This window comes from Paraburkholderia acidiphila (genome assembly GCF_009789655.1).
Classification (GTDB): domain Bacteria; phylum Pseudomonadota; class Gammaproteobacteria; order Burkholderiales; family Burkholderiaceae; genus Paraburkholderia; species Paraburkholderia acidiphila.
Genome location: NZ_CP046911.1, coordinates 497,621 through 520,835 on the forward strand (window position 1 = coordinate 497,621; position 23,215 = coordinate 520,835).

The 23,215-nt window shown below is 64.9% G+C and carries 23 protein-coding genes; 10 read left to right on the forward strand and 13 right to left on the reverse strand.

The window, feature by feature from the left end; genetic code table 11:
* Positions 1-12 precede the first annotated feature (12 nt).
* The 6 genes from FAZ97_RS26490 to FAZ97_RS26515 form a co-directional block, all read right to left on the reverse strand.
* On the reverse strand, positions 13-1,161 hold the full coding sequence (locus tag FAZ97_RS26490) for a DUF1501 domain-containing protein (protein WP_158761476.1): 1,149 nt from the start codon (positions 1,159-1,161) through the stop codon (positions 13-15).
* A gap of 5 nt (positions 1,162-1,166) precedes the next feature.
* Positions 1,167-2,633, reverse strand: coding sequence for a DUF1800 domain-containing protein (locus tag FAZ97_RS26495; protein WP_158761477.1), 1,467 nt, complete (start codon positions 2,631-2,633; stop codon positions 1,167-1,169).
* 86 nt (positions 2,634-2,719) lie between these two features.
* Positions 2,720-3,232, reverse strand: a complete 513-nt coding sequence (locus FAZ97_RS26500; RefSeq protein WP_158761478.1) for a periplasmic heavy metal sensor — start codon at positions 3,230-3,232, stop codon at positions 2,720-2,722.
* Positions 3,229-3,696, reverse strand: coding sequence for a hypothetical protein (locus tag FAZ97_RS26505; RefSeq protein ID WP_158761479.1), 468 nt, complete (start codon positions 3,694-3,696; stop codon positions 3,229-3,231). Before FAZ97_RS26505 ends, FAZ97_RS26500 begins: the two co-directional genes overlap by 4 nt.
* Positions 3,693-4,358 carry an RNA polymerase sigma factor gene (locus FAZ97_RS26510; protein ID WP_158761480.1) on the reverse strand — a complete coding sequence of 222 codons (666 nt, stop codon included), beginning with the start codon at positions 4,356-4,358 and terminating at the stop codon, positions 3,693-3,695. Before FAZ97_RS26510 ends, FAZ97_RS26505 begins: the two co-directional genes overlap by 4 nt.
* Before the next feature lie 27 nt (positions 4,359-4,385).
* Entirely contained in the window at positions 4,386-4,721 is a 336-nt protein-coding gene (locus FAZ97_RS26515; protein ID WP_407671912.1) for a hypothetical protein, read from the reverse strand.
* A 360-nt stretch (positions 4,722-5,081) separates the two neighbouring features.
* Between FAZ97_RS26515 and phaP the strand changes: the two genes are divergently transcribed.
* The 4 genes from phaP (at position 5,082) to FAZ97_RS26535 (ending at position 8,963) form a co-directional block, all read left to right on the forward strand.
* Positions 5,082-5,660, forward strand: a complete 579-nt coding sequence (gene phaP / locus FAZ97_RS26520; RefSeq protein ID WP_158761483.1) for a TIGR01841 family phasin — start codon at positions 5,082-5,084, stop codon at positions 5,658-5,660.
* Between the two features lie 135 nt (positions 5,661-5,795).
* Entirely contained in the window at positions 5,796-6,977 is a 1,182-nt protein-coding gene (locus tag FAZ97_RS26525; protein ID WP_158761485.1) for an acetyl-CoA C-acetyltransferase, read from the forward strand.
* Positions 6,978-7,223: 246 nt separating this feature from the next.
* The gene (gene phbB, locus FAZ97_RS26530) at positions 7,224-7,967 is read left to right on the forward strand and encodes an acetoacetyl-CoA reductase (protein ID WP_158761487.1); all 744 of its coding nucleotides are present in this window, start codon (positions 7,224-7,226) and stop codon (positions 7,965-7,967) included.
* A gap of 240 nt (positions 7,968-8,207) precedes the next feature.
* Positions 8,208-8,963 carry an IclR family transcriptional regulator gene (locus FAZ97_RS26535; protein ID WP_158761489.1) on the forward strand — a complete coding sequence of 252 codons (756 nt, stop codon included), beginning with the start codon at positions 8,208-8,210 and terminating at the stop codon, positions 8,961-8,963.
* 15 nt (positions 8,964-8,978) lie between these two features.
* Here FAZ97_RS26535 and FAZ97_RS26540 read toward each other — a convergent pair whose 3' ends face one another.
* On the reverse strand, positions 8,979-9,557 hold the full coding sequence (locus FAZ97_RS26540) for a VOC family protein (protein WP_158761491.1): 579 nt from the start codon (positions 9,555-9,557) through the stop codon (positions 8,979-8,981).
* Positions 9,558-9,702: 145 nt separating this feature from the next.
* Between FAZ97_RS26540 and FAZ97_RS26545 the strand changes: the two genes are divergently transcribed.
* From FAZ97_RS26545 to FAZ97_RS26560, 4 genes are all read left to right on the forward strand, one after another.
* Positions 9,703-10,551: a fumarylacetoacetate hydrolase family protein gene (locus FAZ97_RS26545; protein WP_158761500.1), complete on the forward strand. Its 849-nt coding sequence runs from the start codon at positions 9,703-9,705 to the stop codon at positions 10,549-10,551.
* Between the two features lie 85 nt (positions 10,552-10,636).
* Positions 10,637-12,184 carry a bifunctional 3-(3-hydroxy-phenyl)propionate/3-hydroxycinnamic acid hydroxylase MhpA gene (gene mhpA / locus FAZ97_RS26550; protein WP_158761502.1) on the forward strand — a complete coding sequence of 516 codons (1,548 nt, stop codon included), beginning with the start codon at positions 10,637-10,639 and terminating at the stop codon, positions 12,182-12,184.
* A 116-nt stretch (positions 12,185-12,300) separates the two neighbouring features.
* The gene (locus FAZ97_RS26555) at positions 12,301-13,623 is read left to right on the forward strand and encodes an MFS transporter (protein WP_233271906.1); all 1,323 of its coding nucleotides are present in this window, start codon (positions 12,301-12,303) and stop codon (positions 13,621-13,623) included.
* 250 nt (positions 13,624-13,873) lie between these two features.
* Positions 13,874-14,134, forward strand: coding sequence for a hypothetical protein (locus FAZ97_RS26560; RefSeq protein ID WP_158761504.1), 261 nt, complete (start codon positions 13,874-13,876; stop codon positions 14,132-14,134).
* A gap of 35 nt (positions 14,135-14,169) precedes the next feature.
* Here the strand turns inward: FAZ97_RS26560 and FAZ97_RS26565 are convergent, their stop codons facing one another.
* From FAZ97_RS26565 to FAZ97_RS26580, 4 genes are all read right to left on the reverse strand, one after another.
* Positions 14,170-14,958 carry an ABC transporter substrate-binding protein gene (locus FAZ97_RS26565; RefSeq protein ID WP_158761506.1) on the reverse strand — a complete coding sequence of 263 codons (789 nt, stop codon included), beginning with the start codon at positions 14,956-14,958 and terminating at the stop codon, positions 14,170-14,172.
* A gap of 47 nt (positions 14,959-15,005) precedes the next feature.
* Positions 15,006-16,160 carry a pyridoxal phosphate-dependent aminotransferase gene (locus FAZ97_RS26570; RefSeq protein ID WP_158761508.1) on the reverse strand — a complete coding sequence of 385 codons (1,155 nt, stop codon included), beginning with the start codon at positions 16,158-16,160 and terminating at the stop codon, positions 15,006-15,008.
* A 194-nt stretch (positions 16,161-16,354) separates the two neighbouring features.
* A complete protein-coding gene (locus FAZ97_RS26575) occupies positions 16,355-17,233 on the reverse strand; it encodes a LysR substrate-binding domain-containing protein (RefSeq protein ID WP_158761510.1) in 879 nt (292 codons plus the stop codon).
* 245 nt (positions 17,234-17,478) lie between these two features.
* The gene (locus FAZ97_RS26580; RefSeq protein ID WP_158761512.1) at positions 17,479-17,724 is read right to left on the reverse strand and encodes a hypothetical protein; all 246 of its coding nucleotides are present in this window, start codon (positions 17,722-17,724) and stop codon (positions 17,479-17,481) included.
* Positions 17,725-18,284: 560 nt separating this feature from the next.
* Between FAZ97_RS26580 and FAZ97_RS26585 the strand changes: the two genes are divergently transcribed.
* Both FAZ97_RS26585 and FAZ97_RS26590 read left to right on the forward strand, forming a co-directional pair.
* The gene (locus FAZ97_RS26585; protein ID WP_158761514.1) at positions 18,285-19,052 is read left to right on the forward strand and encodes an enoyl-CoA hydratase/isomerase family protein; all 768 of its coding nucleotides are present in this window, start codon (positions 18,285-18,287) and stop codon (positions 19,050-19,052) included.
* Positions 19,053-19,092: 40 nt separating this feature from the next.
* Positions 19,093-19,839, forward strand: coding sequence for an NAD(P)H-dependent oxidoreductase (locus tag FAZ97_RS26590; protein ID WP_158761516.1), 747 nt, complete (start codon positions 19,093-19,095; stop codon positions 19,837-19,839).
* Between the two features lie 196 nt (positions 19,840-20,035).
* Here the strand turns inward: FAZ97_RS26590 and FAZ97_RS26595 are convergent, their stop codons facing one another.
* Positions 20,036-21,163: a formylglycine-generating enzyme family protein gene (locus tag FAZ97_RS26595; RefSeq protein ID WP_158761523.1), complete on the reverse strand. Its 1,128-nt coding sequence runs from the start codon at positions 21,161-21,163 to the stop codon at positions 20,036-20,038.
* 58 nt (positions 21,164-21,221) lie between these two features.
* Positions 21,222-22,877 carry a sulfatase-like hydrolase/transferase gene (locus FAZ97_RS26600; protein WP_158761525.1) on the reverse strand — a complete coding sequence of 552 codons (1,656 nt, stop codon included), beginning with the start codon at positions 22,875-22,877 and terminating at the stop codon, positions 21,222-21,224.
* Between the last annotated feature and the right edge of the window lie 338 nt (positions 22,878-23,215).

The window sequence follows — 23,215 nt, forward strand, 5'->3', positions numbered from 1 at the left end:
AGCTTTAAGCGTTCACGCCCTTATCAAACCCGTAGCCGCACTTTTCGTACCTGCTTCGCCGAATAGCACCGACGCCGTGTGCTGCGGATCGAGCCCGAGGCTCTCCGCGGCGGCGCCCGCGATCAATGCGTCGAGTGACGCGGTGGGCTTGAGGTCGCGCGACTCGTAGAGATCCGCGCTGCGCAGCCCCGGCCAGTCGGCCTGTACCCGACCACCCGCCACGGCGCCGCCCACGAGCATTGCCACCGAAGCTTGCCCGTGATCGGTGCCGCCCGTGCCGTTCGCCGCGGCCGTGCGGCCGAATTCCGTCGCGACGAGCACCGTGGTCTTGTCCCACGCGGGGCCGAGGCCGTCGCGCAGCGAGGCGAGCATCGTGTCGAGCGCTTTTAGCTGATTCGCGAGCCGCGCATTCTGCGCGCTGTGCGTGTCCCAGCCACCGGTTTCGATCATGGCGATGCGCGGACCATCGGGGCGCGCGAGGAAGCTCGCGGCCAGCTTGCCGACGCTCGCGGGGTCCTGGCGCGCACTGGCGTCGCCGGCGAGTCCGCGTGCGTTCATGGCCGATGTCCAGAGCGAACGCAGTTGCGGATCGGCTTCGTAGAGCGCCGAAACGCGCGTGAGCAGATCGTCGGACGCGCTGGGCAGCGCCGAGGGCGCATACGAACTCACCTGCACTGGACCGCGCAGCGCGAGCGGCACGGTGGGGGCGAGCGCAATGGCGTTTGCGCGCGAGGCAGGCAGCATGGCGACGAGCCGGTTGAGCCAGCCGTCCTTGACCTGGTAAGGCGCGCGGCCGCCGGTTTCGAGCACGTTCTGACCGTCGAAGTGCGAGCGGTCGCGATACGGCGAGGCAATCGCATGCGCGAAGAGCGCCTGCTTTTCGCCGTACATCTGCGCCATCTGTACGAGCGACGGATGCAGCGCGAACGTGCCGTCGAGTTTCGTGGCGCGGTCGATATCGATGGCGAGCGGGCCGCGCAACGTGGCATAGGCGGGCTCCGCATAGGGCACGACGATGTTGAGGCCGTCGGCCGCGCCGCGCTGGATCACGAACACGAAGCGGCGCTCGGTTTCGACGCTGGCGAACACGATCTGCGGCGCGACGAGCATCGCGCCCGCGCCGGCCGCGGCGACACGCAGGAAATGGCGGCGGGAAACCATGGCGGTTATCTCCTCAAAAAATCGGGCGAGACGAGCAGCAAGGCGATTGCTGTGGATGCGCTCTCGGCATGTGCAACCGCGCTCGCCGTGGGCGCGCTGAGCGTGGCGCCCATGAGCGTGTTGCCGAGCGTGCGGGGGTCGAGCCGGTCGCCCACGCGCGCCGAGAAACGCTGCGCGACTTCCACACGGCGCACGAGCGCATCGGGTGCGGCCCAGCTTGCGGCGATGTCGTCGTAGCCGGCGGGCGAGCCCGGCCGCCACACCGGCTGGCCAAGTTGCGTGAGCAGCGGCGCGGCATTCATGTCGCCTGGGTCGCGCCAGCCGAGACCACGCATCGACGAGACAGTCCATTCCCACGGCGTCTTGAACTTCGCATCGACCGGCGCCCAGGCTTGCGGCGCTTCAACGAGCGCGCGGTACACGGTGGGCAGATCGCCGCCGCTTTGTTCGAAGGCGAGCGCGAGGCGCTCGGTCAGTGCGGGCGGCGGATTGTCGGCGACGAAGTGGCGTGCGAGCTGGAGCGCGATATGGCGGCTCGTGGCGCTCGCGTGCGCGAGGTCGTCGAGGATGGCGCGCGCCTGCTGTTCGCCCGCTTGATCGTAGCGCTTGCCCATCACGGTGCGCGCGCCGGGTTCGTGCAGTGCGGGGCGAAACACAAAGCTGCCGGGCGCGGCGGCATTGGCCACATTCCCCGGCTGCGGACCGCGCACGCCTGCCACGCTCCAGCCCGTGAGCGCGCGCGCGAACTCGGTCACATCGTCCTGCGTATAGCCAGTGCGTACGCCGAGCGTGTGCAACTCCATGATCTCGCGTGCGAGATTCTCGTTCAGGCCGCGCTTGTGCGCGGGGTCGCGCTGATCGGCGCGCAGCGCGGCGCGGCTGTCGGGCCCAACGGAGCGCGTCTGGTCGAGAAAGAGCTGCATGGCGGGGTGCTGCTCGACGGCGACCAGCATGTCCGCGAAATTGCCGAGCACGTGCGGCCGTATCGTCTCCATTTCGAAGGCGCCCGCAATGCCGGCAATCAGCGCCTTATCCACCGATACGGCGAAGTGGTTCGACCAGAAGTGCACGAGACGCTCGACGAATGGCGTGTCGGTCTGCAAGGCGCTCGTGAGGCGCGCGTTGACCGCGCTGCGGTAGATGCCCACGCTCTCGCGGCGGATCGCCTGATTGACCGCGCGGCGCGCGGCTTGTAGCGCGTTGGGTTGTCCGTTCGCTTGTTCATTAGCCTGCGAAGCGGCGCTCGCTGCCATGTCGTCCGTCATGCCTTGCTGGCGCTCGGCGCCGAAGCGGGCGGCGAGCGCCAGTGTCCCGGGCTCGTTGCGCCATGCCGCGGGCATCGGCTCGTAGGCAGCGAACTGGCTGAGCAGCCAGCCTTGCGGGTTGGCGGGCGGCGTTTCATCGGCGCGCGCGCCAAGGCCGAAGCGGTTCATGGCGATCGCGCCGGCGCGGCTATTCGAAAGGCTTTCCATGCGCGGTCCTTGTGCTCGCGGGAGCGTTGCGTATTCCCGTTAAACGTACGTCGCCCGCGTTATCCGTCGCTGGTCGGTCAACTTTTTTATTGTGCGTTGCCTGCCTCGCTTGCGGCAGGTTGCGGCGGTTTTTGCTGCTGCGCCGGCAGGCGCCACTGGCCGCGCTTTTCGAGTCCTTCGACGAATTTCACGCGTTCTTCCGGCGTGAGCGTGGCTGCGAAATCAACCACGCCGCTTTCGATTTGCGCGCGCAACGCGGTATCCGCTGTGCGCGTGCGCGTGAGCGCGGCGTCGATGGCGTTGCGGTCGAGTTGCGGCGCGGCGAGCAGGTCGAGCACCGCGCGCCGTCCGTCGCGTCCGTCGCGCGCGTACTGGCGGCCTTCACGGCGCGAGGACTTGAGCGCTTGCGCGAACTGCTGCTGGCGTTGCGGCGAAAGCTCATCGGTGGCGAAGCGCAATGCCACGCGCTGCGCGGGTTGGGCCTGCGGCTCGCCGCGCACGGCGAACCAGCGCCAGGCGCCGCCCGCAATGCCGCCGAGCAAAAAGACATTCAGGAGTACCGAGCCGACGAGCAGCATCTTCCATGAGCGGCCGTTCATTCGTCACTCCCTTCTGCGCCGGGGTTCAGGGTTGATTCGCTCCAGTCCGAACTCGTCCCGCCAAAGCTCGTGCTGAGATAGGTCTCGTGCGGCGCCGCGGGCGTCGGGCCGCCGAGCACGACTAACGAAATCGTCAGCGCACCCGCGAGCGCTCCGGCGAGGCCTACGCCCGCGAACGCGGCGCCTGACCACCAGAAGCTGCGACGCTTCGCAGCGGAAACAGGCGTGAGCGCGGGCTTGACCGGTGCGCCCGCAACGATCTGCTCGAAGCACGCGCGCGAAGGCGGCGCGACCATGTCACGGGCGAGCCAGCTGTCGAGCTCCATGGCTTCGTCGAGCAACGCGTCGGCTTGCGCGCGATGCGCACGCGCCCATTCGAGCGCGTCGTCGCGCTCGTGCTGTGGCCAGCGCTGCGGGTCGGCGCCATAAGCGGCGACGAGAGTGTGGAATCGTTCGGGTGTCATACGGTGTCCTTACCGGCAGCTTCGCCGGCCAGTTGTGCGCGCAAGGTGCGCCGGGCGCGCGCCAGCAGGCTTTCGAGCGCGTCCACCGAAATAGCCATCAGGCCGGCTGCTTCGAAGTTCGACAGTTCCTGATAGTAAGTGAGCACGAGCGCTTCGCGCTGACGCACGGGCAGCGCCGCGAGTGCGGCGCGCACGCGTTCGTCGCGCGTGCGCGCCTCGATCTGCTGGTCGGGCGAGCCAGCGGGATCGGGTGTCGGCTCGCTCATGGCGTGCACGTCGTCCACGCTCTCTTCGCGGCGGCCGCGCAAGCGGTCGTAACACAGGTTGAGCGCCACGCGATGCAGCCACGTGTCGAATTTCGCTTCGCCGGTGCGCCAGGTGGGCGCCTGTTTCCAGATCCGCATGAAAGCGTCCTGGGCGACGTCTTCGGCTTCGCTGCGGTCGCCCAGCATGCGCGTGGCGAGGGCGATGAGGCGCGGCAGCTTGCTCGCGACCAGCGCGCGCACGGCAAGCGGATCGCGCGCGCCGACGCGCGCGACGAGGTCCGCGTCCGGATCGCGTTCGTTCAAAGCCTTCCCGGCCTTGGAGGTCTGCAATGATTGAACCGCAGGCGAACCCGCTGCCGCGCCGTCATGGTCGTTTCCCAGTTCGAAGTCGGGCATTCATCCCTTATGCCGGTCTATGCGGCGTCATGCCCAATGGCCCGGAATCCATCGCCAGTTCGGGCCGTCCTCGACCCAGTGGCCCGGCACCCAGTTGTAGCCCGAGCGGGCTTCCTCCCAGCGGCCGGGCTCCCACACATACACGCCGCGGTCCCAGCGCCAGTGGCCGGCCTGCCACACATAGCCTTCGCGCGGCGGCGGGGCCGTTTCTTCCCGCGGCGCAGGCGGGGGCGAAGTCGGCGCGACGACCACTGGCGGCTGCGGCGGCGCATTGGGCTCGACGACCACGGCCTGAGCTAACGCGGCCGTTGCGGTGGAGGCGAGCAGAGCGGCGGCAAACGACGAACGCAGTGGTTTGCGGATCATGATTTCTCTCCCTTGATGCTAAGGGGTCAACAGCCCCCCTATGACTTGAACGGCGCCGCGGGGGAAATCCGTCGCGGGCCATTCATTTCGCATGCAATTTCCGCGCTCGGCGTCGAGCTTACCGATTCCGAAAGCATGTTGCCAGACAACTGCAAGTTCCGATCCCGAAAGACTTACGCTAAGGGTTTTTACCTAATATGAACCGCCACAAAATTGTTAAATTTCTGTCTTAGAATGGACACTCTAGATTGACTGCGGCGATGCAGCATTAGTTTTCAAACATAGGAACACAGCCGTCAGTCAAGCCATCGGGGGTTGGCGCTTTAATTAGTTTGACTAACCAAGGAGCATGAACTGATGTCTGTTTCCGCACCCGAACAATTCCGCGCGAACTACCAAGCCGGCGTCGCAGCGTTCTTTGCGCTCACGAAACCTGTTTTCCAGGGCGTGCAGGCTGTCATCGATCTCAACGTCCAGGCCAGCAAGGCGGCCATCGCCGAAAGCGAAGCGACGCTCAAGGGTGCCTTCCAGAGCGGCAATCCCGCCGAGTTCCTGACGCAGCAGATTGGTGCGTCGCAGCAAGCCGCGGCCAAGGCCATGTCATACGGCCGCCACCTCGTCGACATCGCGACGACGACGCAAAACGAGCTGATCCAGGCCGCCCAGGCGCAATCGGGCGAACAGGAGCAGCGCTTCAAGGCCTTTTCCGAAGGTCTGACGCAAAACGCACCCGTGGGCGCCGAGTCCTTCGTCGCGGCCATGAACTCGACGTTCGCCGCCGTGAACAATGCCGCCGAGACGCTGCGCGGCGTGACCCGCCAGGCCATCGAAACGGCCCAGAGCAATTTCCAGAACGTTGCCGCTTCCGTCCAGGAAGCCGCGCCGGCTGCCGTCCAGCCGGCAACCGCCAAGGCAACGAGCCAGGCCAAGGCCTGATTCCCGTTCCTGCCAGACCGGTAATACGCCAATACGCGCCTTCGTCGTCGTGACTGAACGACGAGGGCGCGGTATTTGCCGGCTTAGCTTTCAAGACATCGATTTTTCAGCGTAATTGCAGAGCAGGAGCTCAACATGACTGACATTGTGATCGTTTCGGCCGCACGTACGGCAGTGGGCAAATTCGGCGGTTCGCTCGCGAAGGTGGCGGCGCCTGACCTGGGTGCGATCGTCATCAAGGCCGCGCTCGAGCGCGCAGGCGTGAAGCCTGAGCAGGTGAGCGACGTGATCATGGGTCAGGTGCTGACCGCCGGGTCGGGCCAGAACGTGGCGCGCCAGGCATCGATCAAGGCGGGCCTGCCCACGGCCGTTCCCGCCATGACGATCAACAAGGTGTGCGGCTCGGGCCTGAAGGCCGTGATGCTGGCCGCGAACGCGATCATCGCGGGCGACTCGGACATCGTCGTGGCCGGCGGCCAGGAGAACATGAGCGCCGCGCCGCACGTGCTGCCGGGCTCGCGCGACGGCTTCCGCATGGGCGATGCGAAGCTCATCGACAGCATGATCGTCGACGGCCTGTGGGACGTGTACAACCAGTACCACATGGGCGTGACGGCGGAAAACGTCGCGAAGGAATACGGCATCACGCGCGAGGAACAGGACGCGTTCGCGGCGCTCTCGCAGAACAAGGCGGAGGCCGCGCAGAAGGCGGGCCGCTTCGACGCGGAAATCGTGCCGGTGGCGATTCCGCAGCGCAAGGGCGAGCCGCTGCAGTTCGCGACCGACGAATTCGTGCGCCACGGCGTGACGGCCGAATCGCTCGCGGGTCTGAAGCCGGCGTTCAACAAGGAAGGCACGGTGACGGCGGCGAACGCCTCGGGCCTCAACGACGGCGCGGCAGCGGTCGTGGTGATGTCGGCGAAGAAGGCCGAGGCGCTGGGCCTGGCGCCGCTCGCGCGCATCAAGGCGTACGCCAGCGGCGGCGTGGATCCGAAGATCATGGGCATGGGCCCGGTGCCGGCCTCGAAGCGTGCGCTGGAGCGCGCGGGCTGGTCGGTGAACGACCTCGATCTGATGGAGATCAACGAGGCGTTCGCGGCGCAGGCGCTGGCCGTGAACAAGCAGATGGGCTGGGACACGTCGAAGATCAACGTGAACGGCGGGGCGATTGCGATCGGTCACCCGATCGGCGCGTCGGGCTGCCGGATTCTCGTGACGCTGCTGCACGAAATGCAGAAGCGCGATGCCAAGCGCGGCCTCGCCTCGCTGTGCATCGGCGGCGGCATGGGCGTGGCGCTCGCACTCGAGCGCGCTTGATTGCCGCTCGATCCCGCTTTTAAAGCAGTAATCAGGCAGTAAGCGGCTCGTCGCGCGTAAGCAGCAGCGAGCCGCCAGTAGCAGCAACCACGCGCAATACCAGAAATTAATCAGAAGCCGCGCGGTATTCGCCTTGTCCTCGTCTTGGGTGGAAAGACGAAGCGGGGCAACAGTGCATGTGGCGCCTGCCCGTTTAACGCGGAACGCCACGGTTTGATTGACGCTCAACTCTCGCGGATATATAGGATGACTAATCGTATTGCATTGGTAACAGGTGGTATGGGCGGCCTTGGCGAGGCCATCAGCGTGAAGCTGCATGATGCGGGCTATCGCGTCGTCGTGACGCATTCGCCCGATAACGCAGGCGCCAAAGACTGGCTGGCGCGCATGAGGGAGACCGATCGCGAATTCCACGCCTATGGCATGGACGTAGCGGACTATGATTCGTGCCAGCGTGGCGCGCAGAAGATCCAGAGCGAGATCGGCCCCGTCGATATTCTCGTGAACAACGCGGGCATCACGCGCGACATGACGTTCCGCAAGCTCGACAAGGTCAATTGGGACGCCGTGCTGCGCACGAATCTCGACTCGATCTTCAATATCTCGAAGCCGCTGTGCGACAGCATGGTCGAGCGCGCGTGGGGCCGCATCATCAACATTTCGTCGGTGAACGGCTCGAAGGGTTCGGTCGGCCAGACCAACTACGCTGCTGCGAAGGCCGGCATGCACGGCTTCACGAAGTCGCTCGCGCTCGAAGTGGCGCGCAAGGGCGTGACGGTGAACACCATTTCGCCGGGCTATCTGGCCACGAAGATGGTGACCGCCATTCCTCAGGACATTCTCGACACGAAGATCCTGCCGCAAATTCCCATGGGCCGTCTTGGCAACCCGGGTGAAGTCGCGGCGCTCGTGCTGTTCCTCTGTTCGGACGAAGCGGGCTTTGTGACGGGCGCAAATATTCCTATCAACGGCGGCCAGCATATGCAGTAACGCTATGCTAAACATGTACCGCACATGAATGATGTCAGGCGAATTTCGCTTGATGGCGGTGCGGCGCCGTATGAAACCGGCAGGCACCGGTAATCCGTACCGACCGCCGCATTGCAGGGCACGTGTAAAGCGCGCCGTGCAATGCGGCGGTTTTGCATGGGGGCGCCAGTTTGCGGGGCACGAACGCGTCGATGCGTGCCGCTATAATTGGCCACCCCACGCGCGACCGGAGACCGGCCTTTGTCGAGCATTGCGAAACTGCTGTCCATCCTCGAACTCTTTTCCGAGGCGCGGCCTTTTCTTTCCGCCGAACAGGTGGCGGCCGAACTGCAATGCTCGGTGCCCACCGCTTACCGCTATTTGCGTGAACTCGTCGAGACCGGCATGCTGCTGCGCTTCGTGGGCGGCGAATATGGCCTCGGCCCCCGCATCATCACGCTCGACTACCATCTGCGTATTTCCGATCCGCTGCTCAAGGCGGGGCAGCCGGTCATGCGCGAGCTGGCGGAGCAATCGGGCTTCGATGCCGTGATGTCGCGCTGGTATGGCAACGAACTCGTCGACACCCATCGGGAATCGCACGACGCCGTGTTCGACCTGCGCTATGGGCGTGGCCGTCCGCGTCCGCTTTTTCTCGGCGCCGCGCCCAAGGCGATCCTCTCCACGTTTCCCAAGGCGAAGCTCGCCGCGCTGTTCGAGCAGTACCCAGAGGACATTGCCGCGAGCGGACTCGGCGCCTCGCTCGAAGAGTTCCGCGCGAGTCTGCTCAAGATCCGCCGCGCGGGCTTCTATCTCTCGAAGGGCGAACTCGAAGCGGGCATGTCCGCCGTCGCTTCGCCGCTCTTTACCGACGCATCCGGCGAAGCCGTGGCCTCGCTCGCGCTCGTCGTGCCCGAGCAGCGTCTCGCGTTCTTCAACCTCGAGCGCGTGGTCGAGGCCGTGAAGGACGCCGCCGCGCGCATCTCCACGCGCGTGCGTGCACTGATCGAGTCATAAAGCGGCGGCGCGGCGTCACGCTACGCCCATACGCGCCGCCATCTCCCTTTCCCACACCGCGCGCGGCCGGAACCCCGGCAACGTGCTCGCGTGGCGCTCGACTTCGGCCAGCAACGCCTCGTCGGGCAGCGTGAAGTCCACGCTCACGCGCATGGGCTGATCCACGTACCACGGCGTGTCGATGAAAATCTCCAGCCGGTTGCCCTCCGGATCGCGCGCATAGAACGAAATGGCATTGCCGTGCGTGACCGGCACGATTTCCTCCATCCCTTCTGCCACAAAGCGCTGGTGAAAGTGCTTGAGCGTGGCGAGGCTGTCCGCCTCCAGCGAAATCTGGTTGATCGGATTGAACGGCAACTGCTCGGGCCTGCCGCTCGCCAGCACGATCTGGTGATGCACGCGGGGATCGCGGCTCAGAAAGACGAGGCTGACCTCGCCGCGGGGCGTGGGCAGCGTGCCGCGGTCCGTGACCGTGAATTCGAGCACGCGCGTATAGAAGTCTTCGACCTTCGCCATGTCGGACACGAAAAAGCCCATGTGGCTGAGCGTGAGGCCGGTTCGCTTCGTGGTGGCTTCGGTATTCGGCAGAGTCATGCTGTCTCCTGGTGTAGTGATAAACCCTGATAAAAATCAAGTTGTGTGACGCGTTTTTCGTAGTGTATTCTCAACATACGATAAACGCACCAAGAAATGCGCGTCCCGATTTCAAAGGAAATTCATTCTTTATCACCGGAGCATCATGAAACTCGCCAGCTTTTCCACCCATGAAGGTTCGTCGTTCGGCGTTGTGCGCGACGGCGCGGTTTTCGACCTCAAGAAGCGCCTGAGCGGCCGCTTTGCCGACCTCAAGTCGCTGATCGCGGCCGGCGCGTTTGCCGAAGCTGAGCAAGCGAGCGAAGGCAAGGGCGACTATCCGCTTGCCGAAGTCACGCTCGAGCCCGTCATTCCGAATCCGCAGCAAATCTTCTGCGTGGGCCTGAACTACGCGGAGCACGTGAAGGAGACCAACCGCGAGACCACCGAGCAGCCCGTGATTTTCATGCGCGTGCCGGCTTCGCAGGTGGGCGCGGGCGCGCCCATGCTGCGCCCTCGCGAGTCCACGCAATTCGACTATGAAGGCGAGATCGCGGTGATCATCGGCGAGGGCGGGCGGCGCATCGCCGAGGCCGACGCGTGGCGCCATATTGCGGGCTACAGCTGCTACAACGACGGCTCGGTGCGCGACTGGCAGCGCCACACGGGCCAATGGGGACCCGGCAAGAACTTCTACCGCACGGGTGCGTTCGGACCGTGGATGGTCACGAGCGACGAGATCGAGCCGAACGCGCTAATGACGCTCGTCACGCGCCTGAACGGCCAGGAAGTGCAGCGCGCGACCACGGAGATGCTGATTCACGGCATTGCGAAGCAGATCGCGTATCTGTCGACGTTTACACCGCTTTTCCCCGGCGATGTGATCGTGACCGGCACGCCGGGCGGCGTCGGCGCGAAGCGCAATCCGCCGCTTTTCATGAAGCATGGCGACGTGGTGGAGGTCGAGGTGGATCGCATCGGCGCGCTCAGGAATCCCGTCGCGGACGAAGCTTAAGTGGCAGGACGCCGCCCGCGTGGAGCGGGCGGCGCTGTTGCCCTCGTAGTTATCCACGCTGTTAGCCATGTATCAGGTGAATGGGATGAAGGATGTCGTAAACAATTCGGCATGCAAAGCAAATTCGACGCCCGACTATGATGTCGCGATCATCGGCTTCGGGCCGACCGGCGCGACGCTCGCCAATCTGCTCACGCTGCGCGGCCTCAAAGTCGTGGTGTTCGAGCGCGACAAGGACGTGTTCCAGCTGCCGCGCGCCGTCCACTTCGACGGCGAATGCATGCGCGTGTTTCAGGCTGTCGGGATCGCGCAGGCGCTGCTGCCGAACCTCTTCGTCGGGCCGGGCATGAAGTTCGTCAACGCGCGCGGCGAACTGATGATCGACTGGAGCCGGCCCGGCGGCATCGGTCCTCAAGGCTGGTGCGCGAGCTACAAGTTTCATCAGCCGGATCTCGAACGGGCGTTGCGCGCGCAACTTTGTGCGCGCGGCGGGGCGGAGGTGCGTTTGCGTCACGAGGTGTTCGCGCTCGACGAACGCGACGACCACGTGCGCATCCGCTTCGAGGATACGGCGCAAGGGCGGCTTGCCCACACGACGGCGCGTTACGTGGTGGGTTGCGACGGCGCGCGCTCGACGGTGCGCCGCTTCATCGGCACGGAGCTTGCCGATCTGAAATCGCACGAGCGCTGGGTCGTGGTGGACGTGCTGCTCGCGGGCGAGCGCGCCGACCTGGGCGACTACTCGATCCAGTACTGCGACCCTGCGCGCCCGACCACTTACACGCGCGGGCCGCATAACCGCCGCCGCTGGGAAATCATGGTGATGCCGGGCGACGACGAGCGCCGCGTCGGCACGGCCGAATGGATCTGGGAGCGCCTCGCCCGATGGATCACGCCCGAGCACGCGCAACTCGAACGCTCGGCGATCTACACGTTCCATTCGGTGATCGCGCAGGGCTGGCGGCGCGGCAGGCTGCTGATCGCGGGCGACGCCGCGCACCAGACGCCACCGTTCATGGGGCAGGGCATGGCCGCGGGCATACGCGACGCCTCGAACCTCGCGTGGAAACTCGCCGATGTGATCGCAGGTACGCTGCCCGAAACGCTGCTCGACACCTACGAGAGCGAGCGCGAGCCGCACGTGCGCACGTTCATCGAAACGGCGGTGCAGTTAGGCGGCGTGATTCAGGCGACCGACAGCCACGCCGTGGCCGCGCGCGACCGCGAGATGGCGGCGGCGATTCGCGAGTTCCGCACGCCGCAACCGCGTTTGGGACCTGGCTGGCATGCGGGCGCCGCTGGCGGCGATATCGGGCCGCAACCCGTGTTCGAAGACGGTACGCGTCTGGACGACGCCGTGGGCTATCGCTTCGCGCTGGTCGTTGACGAAGCGCTCGCGCAATGCGCGCAGGAAGCGCTAACGAACTCGGCACAACGCGAGCGCGTGGCGATCGTTCCGGCTACGCCCATGCCGCTTCGAACGTGGCTCGCGCAAACCAGCGCACGCGCCGTGCTGCTGCGGCCCGACCGCTACGTTGGAGGCGTGGCGCGCGATGCGAGCGAACTGGATGCGCTGCTCGAACGCGCAGGCGTTGCGCGCGAGCCGCAGCGGCGCGAGGCCGCGGCAGTTTGATCCCGGGCGGCCCGCAATGCAACGCGGCTGCCCAGATGCATTTGAAGAAGAGGCGCAGGACGAAGATCCGCCATCAGTGCTCGAAGCGCCGCCATGTCAATCATTAAGGAGAGCAAATGGAGACGACCCCCTCACAGTGCGCGCCGCAGTCCGCCAGGCCTGGACTGACCCGCGCCCAATGGAAGATGATCCTCATAGCGAGTCTGGGTGGCTCGCTGGAATTCTATGACTTCGTGATTTACGGCTTCTTCGCTCACTCGATCGCCGCGCAATTCTTTCCGGCGAGCGACTCGCTCGTGAGCATGCTGCTGACGTTTTCCGTGCTTTCCATCGGCTATATCATCCGGCCGCTCGGCGGCATCGTGCTCAGCAGCCTGGGTGACCGAATTGGCCGGCGGCCCGTGTTCGTGGGCTCGATCGTCGTCGTGACGCTGGCGACGATCTGCATCGGTCTGCTGCCGAATTACGCGCGCTGGGGCATTGCGGCGCCCATCGCGCTGATTGGCTTGCGCGTGCTGCAAGGCTTTTGCGTGGGCGGCGAAATGCCGGGCGCGATCACCTATGCGGTGGAAGCGGCGCCGCGCCGCGCGGGTCTCGCCGCCGGCGTGATCGTTTGCGCGATCAATACGGGCGTGATGCTCGCGACGATCGTCAATCTCGCCGTGCAGTCCGCGTTGACCCCTGCCGACGCCGCGAGCTACGGCTGGCGCATTGCGTTCCTCGTGGGCGGTGTGTGCGGGATCGTTTCGTATCTGTTGCGCCGCAATCTCGACGAGTCGCCCGAGTTCAAGCAGATGCAGGGCGCCGTGGTGAAACAGCCGTTTCGCGAAACGCTGTGCCATCATCGCGGCGCGGTGGTGGGCGGCGCGCTCTCGATTGCGGTGATGGCGGGCTTCAATGGCGTGCTCTACGGCCACATGCCCGCGTATCTGATTCAGACGTTGAACTACGCGCCGCGCGAGGCCGCCCTCGCACAGAATGCGTATTTGCTCGTGAGTTCGGTGGGGCTGCTCGCGGCGGCCTGGGCGGGCGACTTCGTGCCGCGCCGCTACCTGCTGCGCGTTTCGTGTGTGCTGCTCGCCGCGCTTGCCTGGCCGTTCTATACGGCGCTCGCGGCGCACAGCGTGAACGTGATCGTGCTGTTCGTGCTCGCTGCGCTGGTGTTCTCGCTCGCAAGCGGTACGTGGGCCGCGGTACTGGCCGACCTCTTTCCCGTGCAGGTGCGCTTTAGTGGCATCGCGCTTGCGTACAACGTTTCGGTGGTCGTGTTCAGCGGCTTTGCGCCGTTGCTCTGCGCGGCCTTCGTACGCATGAGCGGATCGACGGCGGCGCCCGCGTGGTACGTGACCGGTTCGGCGCTGGTCGCGCTGGTGGCGAACCTCGGGCTGCACGCTTCGTCGCGCTCGCGCGTCGAGCGCCCGGCAGCGGCGGCGGGCTAGGGTCAGGCGTGGTCTCCTGTCGCGACCGCTCGTGCGCGGATCCCTCTCAGCGCTTATCGGGCGTTCCAGCGGGCGTTCCAGCCCGCCCCGGGCACGCCCGATGCGCTCACTGGCCAAAGCGGCAGGCCAACGGCACGAAGCGTGCGTATTTGCCACTCGACGAAGTCAGCAAGGAGAACGCCAACACGATGCTCGCCGAGAGCCGCTTCACGACTCGTTAGCGACGTATTGCACTGGCAAGGAGGCAGCCATGAAGCATCGCGAGAGCCCGGACGACGACGGCACGCACGTCAAGCGTCCGCAGCACGAAAGCAGCGAGCCGCTTGCGCGGCGCCACCCGCACGAGCCGCGCTCAGTGGGCCGCCAGGGGCATAGCGACGTGGAAAGCGGGCAGGAGGACACGGACCGCTGGGGCGCCGATGCACACGAGGAGCGCACGAAGAACGACGCTCACGCGAACCGCGATTCGGGCCGCGATCCGAACCGCAACGCGCGGCAGGGGCGGCACTGATCGCCGAAGCCTGGCGCCTGCCCCTGTGCGCGGCGTTACTTGGGCGAAACGTCGATGTCGCCGAAGTATTTACGCGCGAGCGCGGTGACCGTGCCGTCGGACTCGATCTTCGCGATGGCCGCGTTCAGGCGCTCACGCAACGCCGAGTTGCCCTTGCGGATGCCGAACGCCACGCCGCTACCGAGAATCTTGTCGTCGCGCACGGCCTCGCCCACGAAGGCGAAGCCTTTTCCTTCGGGCTGCGAAAGGAAGCCCTTCTGGCCCGCGGGCGCGAGCACGAGCGTCCCGTCCAGACGCCCCGCGCCGAGGTCCGCGTAAATCTGGTTCTGGTCCTGGTAGGGCACGACCGTCACGCCGGCCGGCTCCCAATGAACCTTTGCGTAGGTTTCCTGAATCGACGATTGCAGCACGCCCACTCGCTTGCCCTTGAGCGACGCGGCGGTGGCGACGAGACCGCTGTCACTGCGCGCGATCAGGCGGCTCGGCACGCGATAGATCACCGTGGTGAAGTCGATGGCCTCGCGGCGCTTTGCGGTGGCGTTCATCGCCGAGTTGATGGCGTCGAACTTGCGCCCTTGCAGTGCGGGAATCAGGCCGTCGAACGACGTTTCCACCCATTTGCAGGTCATGTTCGCCTTCGCGCACACGGCATTGCCGATGTCGATATCGAAGCCCTGCAGCGTACCGTCCGAGGCCTTGGTTTCGAACGGCGGATACTGCGCTTCGACGCCGAAGCGCAACAGGTTCGTGTCTGCGAATGCCGATGCCGGGCCGAGCACGCCGTACACGCATGCCAGCGCGAGGAGCGCGTTATGTCGCTTCATGGTGATCTCCTTGCCTATGAGTTTCGTTGTGGTTCGAGCGCAGTGCCTTAAATCGCGCAAAGGCGGCGCGCGCCTTCGAGCAATGTTTCGTCATCCTTGGCAAAGCTCAGGCGGATGATGCCTTCGTCGGTACCGTCGGTGTAGAACGCAGAGAGCGGGATCGTCGCTACGCGGGCGTCGCGGATAAGCCGCAGCACGAAGTCGCTGTCGCGCTCTTCGGAGAAGGCGCGAAAGCGCGCGAGCATGAAAAAGCTGCCTTCGCTCGGCAGCAATTCGAATCGCGAGGCTTCCAGCGAGCGTGCGAGCAGGTCGCGCTTGTGCTGGTAGAACGCCGCGAGGCCCAGATAGCTTTGCGGCTCGGCAAGCGCCTGTGCGAATGCATACTGCATGGGCGTGTCGGCGGAAAACACCATGAACTGGTGGACCTTGCGGATCTCGTCCATCAGCGCGGCGGGCGCGAGGCAGTAGCCCACGCGCCAGCCCGTGACGTGATACGACTTGCCGAACGACGACACGATCACGCTGCGTTCGGCCAGCTCGCGGTAGCGCGCCATGCTCCGGTGCGGCGCGCCGTCGAACACCACGTGCTCGTACACTTCGTCGGAGAGAATCACGATGTCGGTGTTGCGCGTGAGCGCCGCGAGACGCGCGATGTCATCCTCGCCGAATATCGTGGCGGTGGGATTGTGCGGCGTGTTCACGATGATCATGCGCGTGCGTGGCGTGATGGCCGCGCTCACCGCGTCCCAGTCCACGCGGAAATGCGGCTGCGCGAGCTTGATCGCCACGGGCTTCGCGCCCTGCAGACGCACGATGGGCGCATAGCTGTCGAACGAGGGCTCGAAATAGATCACTTCGTCGCCGGGGTGCACGAGCGCGCTGATCGTGGAGTAAAGGCCTTCGCTCGCGCTCGCGAGCACGGTTACTTCACTCGAGGGATCGTAGTGCGCGCCGTGAAGCGTCTCGAACTTGGCGGCCAGCGCTTCGCGCAAGTCGCCGAGGCCCGCCATCGGCGCGTACTGGTTGTGCCCCGCGCGCATGGCGGCGGCCACGTCATCCACGAGTTTCGCGCTCGGGTCGAAATTCGGTGCGCCTTGCGAGAGGTTCAGCGCCTGATGCTCGGCGGCAAGCTGGCCGATCACCGTGAAAATCGTTGTGCCCACATCGGGCAGCTTCGAGCGGGCCTGTGCGGCGCTCTGCATGGTCGGTCTCCCTGCGGGCGACGTGTCCCGCGTGACTGGAAAGGTGCAAGGCGGCGCGTTGAGCGTGCCTCGCACGAAGCGGCCCATTACGCCGAAAGAGCGGCCCGCATGCAATCGATTAATTCTCATGCCCGCCATGCACGGCGCTCATGGCGGCGCGCACGGTGGCATGGATGGCTGCATGGACGGCTGCACTACGGCGTCGCGCGGTCTTGCCCGATCCACTCGCTGAACAACTGCACCTTCTTTTGCTGGGCCACGCACTCGGGGTACACGAAATAGTAGCGCGAGCCGGTGGGCACGGCGAGGTCGAAGGGCATGACAAGGCGCCGTGTCTCGACGTCCTCGCGCACGAGCGTGCGGTCGGTAATGGCGACGCCGAAGCCCTGCATGGCCGCGGTAGCCGCGAGATCGAGCGACTCGAACGTGGGACCGAGATTGGCATCGACTTTTTTTGCGCCTGCGCGCGTGAGCCACAGGCGCCAGTCGGCGTGATCGCGCGTGGGGTGCAGCAGGGTCTGGTGCGCGAGGTCGTCGGGCTTGACGAGCGGGCGGCGCGAGCACAACTCGGGCGTGCACACGGGCGTGAGGTATTCGTCGAAGAGCGGCACCGCGTGCACGTCGGCGCCGGGCGACGAGCCGTAGATGATCGCCGCGTCGAACGGCTCCGCCTGGAAGTCGACTTCGTGCCCCCACGTGGTCGTGATCTGGATCTGCAGGTCGGGATGCTCGTTCTGGAAGCGCATGATGCGCGGCAGCATCCAGCGCATCACGCAGGTCGGCACCTTGAGCGCCAGTTCGGTGCGCTGGCGCGTGAGGCGTTGCGAGGCTTCCTCGATGCGCCCGAAGCCGTCGCGCACGGCGGGCAGCAGCTGTTCGCCTTCGGCGGTCAGCGTGAGGCCCTTGGACGAGCGGCGAAAGAGCGGCAGCCCGTAATACTGCTCGAGCGTGAGGATTTGCCGGCTCACCGCGCCTTGCGTGAGGCAGAGATGCTCGGCCGCGCGCGTAAAGCTGCCGTAGCGGGCGACCGTTTCGAAGATTTGCAGGGCGTTGAGCGGGGGTAGGCGTCGCATGGCGGTGGTTGGGCGGCCGGGCGGGCGCGCGCGTCCGGCGGGAATCGAGCCGCTATGATACGACGGCCGCCCGTTTCAATCGTCTGCGCCGCCTGCGCCTCGCGCCGGGTCTGCCGCGCGTGTCATATCGATCGTTGCGTGCGCACCGAAAAGCGCGCGAATGCCGGGCGCGGAGAGCAGCATGGCCTCGGCGTTGTGGCCCGCACCTGGAACCTCGAACCACGAATGACGACACGGGTGCTTTGCTACGGACTGGGTTTGGATTTGATGGCGCGGCGTTTCGCCCAGAGTGTTGGAGGGATGTCGTCGGGGCGCTTTTCCGCCGCCACCGCATTGTAGTGGGTCTGGGCTGCGATGGGCAGGAACCGCACCGGCGTCCACGTCATCCGCGTGCGGCGTCCTGCGGTGAGTCCTTCCTCCAGATTGACGCTCAGATACCCGTGCGATGCCACAGGCGAAGAGGCTCGAGAACACGACGAGTGGTAGTTCATGTTGGTAGCCAGAGCAGAGGAAAAGGCTCTTATCGAAGATATATGCGTGCATCATGCGCTTGTAGCAAGCGACAATGCGTTATCTCAACAGCGATAGCTGTCGTTGGTGCGCTCCTGGCTCCGGTCTTCACACGATGATCGACAACGAAGTGCCTCCGGGGTCCGCGGATATCCGGAAGCTGCTTGAGATTGTTGCTCGGTGTAATTCGTCGAGGTAGCAAACACGCACATTCGCTGGAGTAACAAAACGCGAACTAACATCTCGCTTGGCTCACTCGTCCGCTCAAGTACTGGAAGAGTGGCGGACCGCACCGACCGTCTTTCGCCTCAGCGGGCTTGTCGCCACACCAGCGACCCGGCAGCGACTCCCTGCCAGATCCCCCCCAAAAGGAACGGGTTCGACGGGACACGGAAGTGCTTAGACTCCCGGGCATGCGGACCGATTCGACATTCGCGATTCTCTCGTGAGGCTTCGGTGTCGGACGAACACCGGAGCAATCCAGGTGATGAACCGCGACAACCTGTAATCAGGCAAAAAAGCGCTGGGGTGAGGAGCCTACATGGAATACCAATTCTTGTTGATCGATGTCGCCGATAAAGTGGCTACCGTTACCATAAACCGTCCAGACAAAGGAAACGCACTTTCGCCGGCAGTGCTCGAGGAGATTGTCTCCTTGTTCACGCACCTCGCTGAGCGGCAGGACGTCAGCGTTGTCGTCTTTACGGGAGGCGAGCGGTATTTCTCGGCGGGATTCGATCTGAACGAGATCCGCAAGCTCGAAAAGGTCTCGAACGAGGCCTATACCGCGCTTTTTCATCGTGCCTACCGCGCGGTTCTCTTCTGTCCGCAACCGGTCATTGCAGCGGTCGGCGGACCTGCCATCGCTGGCGGCTTCGACCTGACCATGATGTGCGACATACGTTACGCCTCCACGCGAGCCAGGTTCGGCCAGCGCGAAGTGGCGTTGTCGCTGCCGCCGATTCTCGACCCGCTTTGGCGCATCGTCGGGCTCGGACGTGCCAGGGAGGTCGCGCTGACTGGCAGGATCTACGACGTGACTGAAGCGGAACGGATGGGTTATGTCAGCCGGGTCTATCCCGAAGGCGAATTGCTCGCTTCCGTGGCCGCCATTGCTGCGGAAATGGCCAGCTATGACCGGACGTGTCTGGTGGAGTCGAAGAAGCTCTCCAACCAACTGCTGAATTTCGATCTCGATGGATCGATGCGGACCCAGGAATGGTTGTTCAGAAGCTATATCGGCTCGTCCGAAAATCATCAGCGCATCGATGCGCTGCAGGCCCGCCTTGCCAGCGAACGGCGCAAGTAATGGGTTCGATCAACCAGACACACCCGAGGAGACATAATCGATGAACGTACTGATCGTATTCGCCCATAACGAGCCGCAATCGTTCAACGCGTCGATGAAGACCGCCGCGGTCGAGGAGTTCCAGTCGCAGGGTCACGAGGTTCGGGTGTCGGATCTTTACGCGATGCAATGGAAAGCCGTTGCCGATCAAGATGATTTCGGCTCGCGCGCCAACGCGGATTATTTGGTGTACGCGTTGGAACAACGTCAGGGCTACGAAAAGAAGACCTTGGCGGCGGACATCCTGGGCGAACTGGAAAAACTCGACTGGGCCGACCTGGTGATCTTCAATTTCCCGGTTTACTGGTTCTCCGTGCCGGCGATTCTGAAAGGCTGGTTCGATCGGGTCTTCATTTCCGGCAAGTGCTATGGCGGCATGCGGTTCTATGACCGTGGAGGCTTGCGGGGCAAGAAAACGATGTTGGCCATCACGATCGGCGGTCAGGAGCACATGTTGTCGGAGGAAGGAATCCACGGCGAACTCGATGCCATGCTACGCCCCATCCTTCGCGGAACGCTGGGTTACACGGGGATGGCCGTGCTGCCGCCGTTCGTTGCCTGGCATGTTCCCTACGTCAAGCCTGAGCGGCGCACCGAATTGCTCGAGCAGTACCGTCAACGGCTGCGCCACATCGACAGCCTCGTGCCATTGCAGTTTCCGTCGATGGACGACTTCGACGACCAGCTTCGCCCCAGGAAGTGCGCTGTCACGCGCGTTTGCGATTCGGATTCGGTGCGCGCCGACTGACCGGAGACGGCGAATCTCCCAATACCTCGCCAGAACGGATGCGCACGTCGGACCACTCCTTCGTGCGCTAACGTATTCGTGCTGGCGGAACGGAGCGCATGCAAGAGGAGCACGACGCGCGGATCTGAAAGCGCAGGATGCTCGAACCCGACCGCGGCGCGCCCGGGAATCCACCACCGCCGAGGGACGCGCAGCCTCAACGGCGCGATTGCTCCTTCCACGCCTCTTCATCCATCGCGAGCCGGAAGCCCAGATGTGACATGCCATTCATCGGGTCCGTGCCGCGCCGCGCACTGGTCCGATAGCTGATGCAGTAGGTTTCGCTGCACAGGAAGGAGCCGCCGCGCGTCACGCGTTCGGGCGCATAGGCCGTGGGGCCGTTCCCGGGATCGAAGCTTGCGCCAGGCCCCTGAGGATTGCTGATGATGCGACCGGACGCGGCCTCGATCTGGAAGGCGTCCGCGCGATACCAGTCGGCGACCCATTGCCAGACGTTGCCGGCCATGTCGTAGAGGCCATAGCCATTTGGCGCGAAGCTGCCCACGGCCGTCGTGCCTACCTGAACCTTTTCGTGAGTGCCGCGGTCTTCGGTGACGGGGAACGGGCGAGCCGCATCGTCCCAGGTATTCGCCATCTTCTTGCCGTTCGGCGCGAATTCGTTGCCCCACGCGTAGTCGGTCTGCCGGAGGCCGCCGCGCGCCGCGTACTCCCACTCCGCCTCGGTCGGCAACCGCTTGTGCGCCCAGCGCGCGTAGGCGAGGGCGTCCTCGTAGGACACCTGCACGACGGGATGATTGTCCTTGCCCGCTATGCTGCTGCCGGGCCCGGTCGGATGTCGCCAGTTCGCGCCCGGCACGAACTTCCACCAGCGCGAGTAGTCATTCAGCGCAACGGGCGCGTCGGTGCCCGTGAAGACGAGCGCGCCGGGCACGAGCGTGGCGTCGTCAGGACGCAGCGTGCCGGGCGGCAGTTGAACGGCGAGATCTTCCCAGCGTGGCTTGCGTTCGGCTGTGGTCACATAGCCGGTTGCCGCGACGAAGCGTGTGAACTGCGCGTTCGTGACGTCGTGCCGGTCGATCCAGTAGCCGTGCAGCTTGACTTCGTGCGCTGGCCGCTCGTTGGGCTGCGCGCGCGGGTGCTCGCTGCCCATCGTGAACTCGCCGCCCGGAATCCACACCATGTCCTTCGGGCCGCTCGTGCCGTCGCCGATCGCGAGCGGGGCGGGATCTTTGAAATGCTCATACGCGGCGATGGCGGTGCCGGTCACGACGAGCGTGATCGCAAGTGCGGCCGCCTTTTGCCAATGCTTGTTGGGTGACTTCATTGCTGTTTCCAGATGCAAGAAACGCCGACGTCGGACTGCACGTCGGCGCGTGTCAAGCCTACTTCAGCGAGGCCTGGGTTCTGGGCGGGTACTTCTTCAGCACCTGCTGATAGCGCGCGAATTCCATCACGAGCGGCACGCTGGCCGGAATGTGGCGGATCGCGATCGACTCTTCTTCCTTCGGGTCCGTGTACAGGTTGAACACGAGCACGGTCCATGCGTCGCCGACCATGCCCGCGAAGCCGCCGTTATAGCCCTTGTGCGTCACGGCGTCGGGCAACTGGAACTTCTTCATCAGCTTGAACTCGTCAACACGCACCGCGGAAAGCTCGTCATTCCAGAAGTAGAACTCGCTGCGCCGGTTCGAGACGCCCTTGTCGGCGAGCAGGAACGAGGTCTGGTCGATGCCGTCGACGTAGGTCTTCGGCGGTACGAGCTTCGCGAGATCCGCGCCAGGCGCGCCGGCCAGCGCGACCGACGTGTTGAACAGGTCGGCGAAATCGAACAGGCCATCCGAGCGGCGCGGTTCGACCATGCCCTTCCAGTACACGAAGAACGGCGAGCGCACCGCGCCTTCCCAGGTTGAACCCTTGCCGCCGCGGAACATCGAGCGCGCAGCCGGCTGGACTTCCTGCTCGGGACCGTTGTCCGACGCGAAGAACACGATCGTGTTGTCGAGCTCGCCGTTCGCTTGCAACGTGTCGATCAGCTTCTTGAACATGTCGTTGACCTGCACGATGCAGTCGCTGTAGTTCGTGCGCGCGGCCGACCTCCCTGCGTAGTAGTCGTTCGGATAGTTATCGAAGTGACACGCACGCGGCGCGTAATACAGGAAGAAAGGCTTCGTTGCGCTCTTCTCGCGGTTCAGGAAATCGACCGTGTAGTCGAGCCACTTCGTGTCGAGATCCTTGATGGTTTCGGTGTTGATCTCGTAGAGCGGCTCAATCTTGCCGCCCTTCACCGCGTGCACGTCGCTCTTGTTGAACGGCAGGTTCAGGATGTAGCGATAGCGCTGCGGGCTCAGCGCGATTTCGGGGTTGTATTGCGGATCGCGCCACTCGGTATACATGTCCGACACCGAGAGGAAGCCGCGGAAGTCGTCAAAGCCGACGTTCTGCGGCTGCGAGCCCACGTTTTCACCCATATGCCACTTGCCGACTGCCTGCGTCGTGTAGCCGGCGTGCGAGAGCAGTTCGGGTAACGTCGTCAACCCCTCGAGACCACCGGGCTGGCCGTACATCGGTGGAACCTGGATGCCGTGGTGGGCCATGTTCTGGCCGGTCATGATGGTCGCGCGCGTCGGCGAGCAGCTGGGCTGCGAGTAGGCCGAGCTCAGGATCAGGCTCTGACTGGCGATGCGGTCGATGTCGGGCGTGGCGTTGCCCACCGCTTCGCCGCCGCCATTGAAGCCGAAGTCGCTGTAGCCGACGTCGTCGAGCAGGAAGATCACGATGTTCGGCCGCTTGCCGGTCTTCTGCTGGAGCGCCTGCAACTTGCGTTCGGCTTCCTGCTGCTGGTCGGCGTGCGCGATGACCGGTTCCATGTTGTCGGCGAGCTTGACCGTGCGCAAGGCCAGATACTGGTTGGGCTGGTCATAGCCGGCGAAACCCTGCTGCCTCGTGGGTTCGGTGACCGTCTGCGCGCCGGCGCCAAGGGAAAGCGCCAGCGTCGCTCCTGCGGCCGCAGCGAGCAAGGCCGGGATCATACGTTTCATTTCGTCTCCTTCCGTAGTTGGGATGGCCGGCGACGACTCGCGGCACTTCAGTCGTACGAAGGTTGCAGCCTCGCCGTTAGCGCGCAACTGCCACGGGGGGCGCAACGTCGTCGCTAAGCGCCGCATCGGGTGCACGCCGACCCATCGTGGGCGAAATGGTCATGTCCGCGCGTTGCGCAGTCACCCCTAATAAAGGGGGGGAGAATTGGTTGCCGCGATCGCGTACTGTGCCTTACCCTGCATTTGCCTGTAGTCGTTGAAAATGGTGACGGAGCGTTGCGTGCGGCTCCAGCCGGGGGGCGATATTGGCAGCCGGCGAGCCGAAGTGGGCGTGGCGG

What these genes read in the sequence shown, in the direction of transcription:
- FAZ97_RS26490 (WP_158761476.1), bottom strand. Translation starts at nt 1,161, where the DNA reads ATGGTTTCCCGCCGCCATTTCCTGCGTGTCGCCGCGGCCGGCGCGGGC.
- FAZ97_RS26495 (WP_158761477.1), bottom strand. Translation starts at nt 2,633, where the DNA reads ATGGAAAGCCTTTCGAATAGCCGCGCCGGCGCGATCGCCATGAACCGC.
- FAZ97_RS26500 (WP_158761478.1), bottom strand. Translation starts at nt 3,232, where the DNA reads ATGAACGGCCGCTCATGGAAGATGCTGCTCGTCGGCTCGGTACTCCTG.
- FAZ97_RS26505 (WP_158761479.1), bottom strand. Translation starts at nt 3,696, where the DNA reads ATGACACCCGAACGATTCCACACTCTCGTCGCCGCTTATGGCGCCGAC.
- FAZ97_RS26510 (WP_158761480.1), bottom strand. Translation starts at nt 4,358, where the DNA reads ATGCCCGACTTCGAACTGGGAAACGACCATGACGGCGCGGCAGCGGGT.
- phaP (WP_158761483.1), top strand. Translation starts at nt 5,082, where the DNA reads ATGTCTGTTTCCGCACCCGAACAATTCCGCGCGAACTACCAAGCCGGC.
- FAZ97_RS26525 (WP_158761485.1), top strand. Translation starts at nt 5,796, where the DNA reads ATGACTGACATTGTGATCGTTTCGGCCGCACGTACGGCAGTGGGCAAA.
- phbB (WP_158761487.1), top strand. Translation starts at nt 7,224, where the DNA reads ATGACTAATCGTATTGCATTGGTAACAGGTGGTATGGGCGGCCTTGGC.
- FAZ97_RS26540 (WP_158761491.1), bottom strand. Translation starts at nt 9,557, where the DNA reads ATGACTCTGCCGAATACCGAAGCCACCACGAAGCGAACCGGCCTCACG.
- FAZ97_RS26545 (WP_158761500.1), top strand. Translation starts at nt 9,703, where the DNA reads ATGAAACTCGCCAGCTTTTCCACCCATGAAGGTTCGTCGTTCGGCGTT.
- mhpA (WP_158761502.1), top strand. Translation starts at nt 10,637, where the DNA reads ATGAAGGATGTCGTAAACAATTCGGCATGCAAAGCAAATTCGACGCCC.
- FAZ97_RS26555 (WP_233271906.1), top strand. Translation starts at nt 12,301, where the DNA reads ATGGAGACGACCCCCTCACAGTGCGCGCCGCAGTCCGCCAGGCCTGGA.
- FAZ97_RS26560 (WP_158761504.1), top strand. Translation starts at nt 13,874, where the DNA reads ATGAAGCATCGCGAGAGCCCGGACGACGACGGCACGCACGTCAAGCGT.
- FAZ97_RS26565 (WP_158761506.1), bottom strand. Translation starts at nt 14,958, where the DNA reads ATGAAGCGACATAACGCGCTCCTCGCGCTGGCATGCGTGTACGGCGTG.
- FAZ97_RS26570 (WP_158761508.1), bottom strand. Translation starts at nt 16,160, where the DNA reads ATGCAGAGCGCCGCACAGGCCCGCTCGAAGCTGCCCGATGTGGGCACA.
- FAZ97_RS26575 (WP_158761510.1), bottom strand. Translation starts at nt 17,233, where the DNA reads ATGCGACGCCTACCCCCGCTCAACGCCCTGCAAATCTTCGAAACGGTC.
- FAZ97_RS26580 (WP_158761512.1), bottom strand. Translation starts at nt 17,724, where the DNA reads ATGAACTACCACTCGTCGTGTTCTCGAGCCTCTTCGCCTGTGGCATCG.
- FAZ97_RS26585 (WP_158761514.1), top strand. Translation starts at nt 18,285, where the DNA reads ATGGAATACCAATTCTTGTTGATCGATGTCGCCGATAAAGTGGCTACC.
- FAZ97_RS26590 (WP_158761516.1), top strand. Translation starts at nt 19,093, where the DNA reads ATGAACGTACTGATCGTATTCGCCCATAACGAGCCGCAATCGTTCAAC.
- FAZ97_RS26595 (WP_158761523.1), bottom strand. Translation starts at nt 21,163, where the DNA reads ATGAAGTCACCCAACAAGCATTGGCAAAAGGCGGCCGCACTTGCGATC.
- FAZ97_RS26600 (WP_158761525.1), bottom strand. Translation starts at nt 22,877, where the DNA reads ATGAAACGTATGATCCCGGCCTTGCTCGCTGCGGCCGCAGGAGCGACG.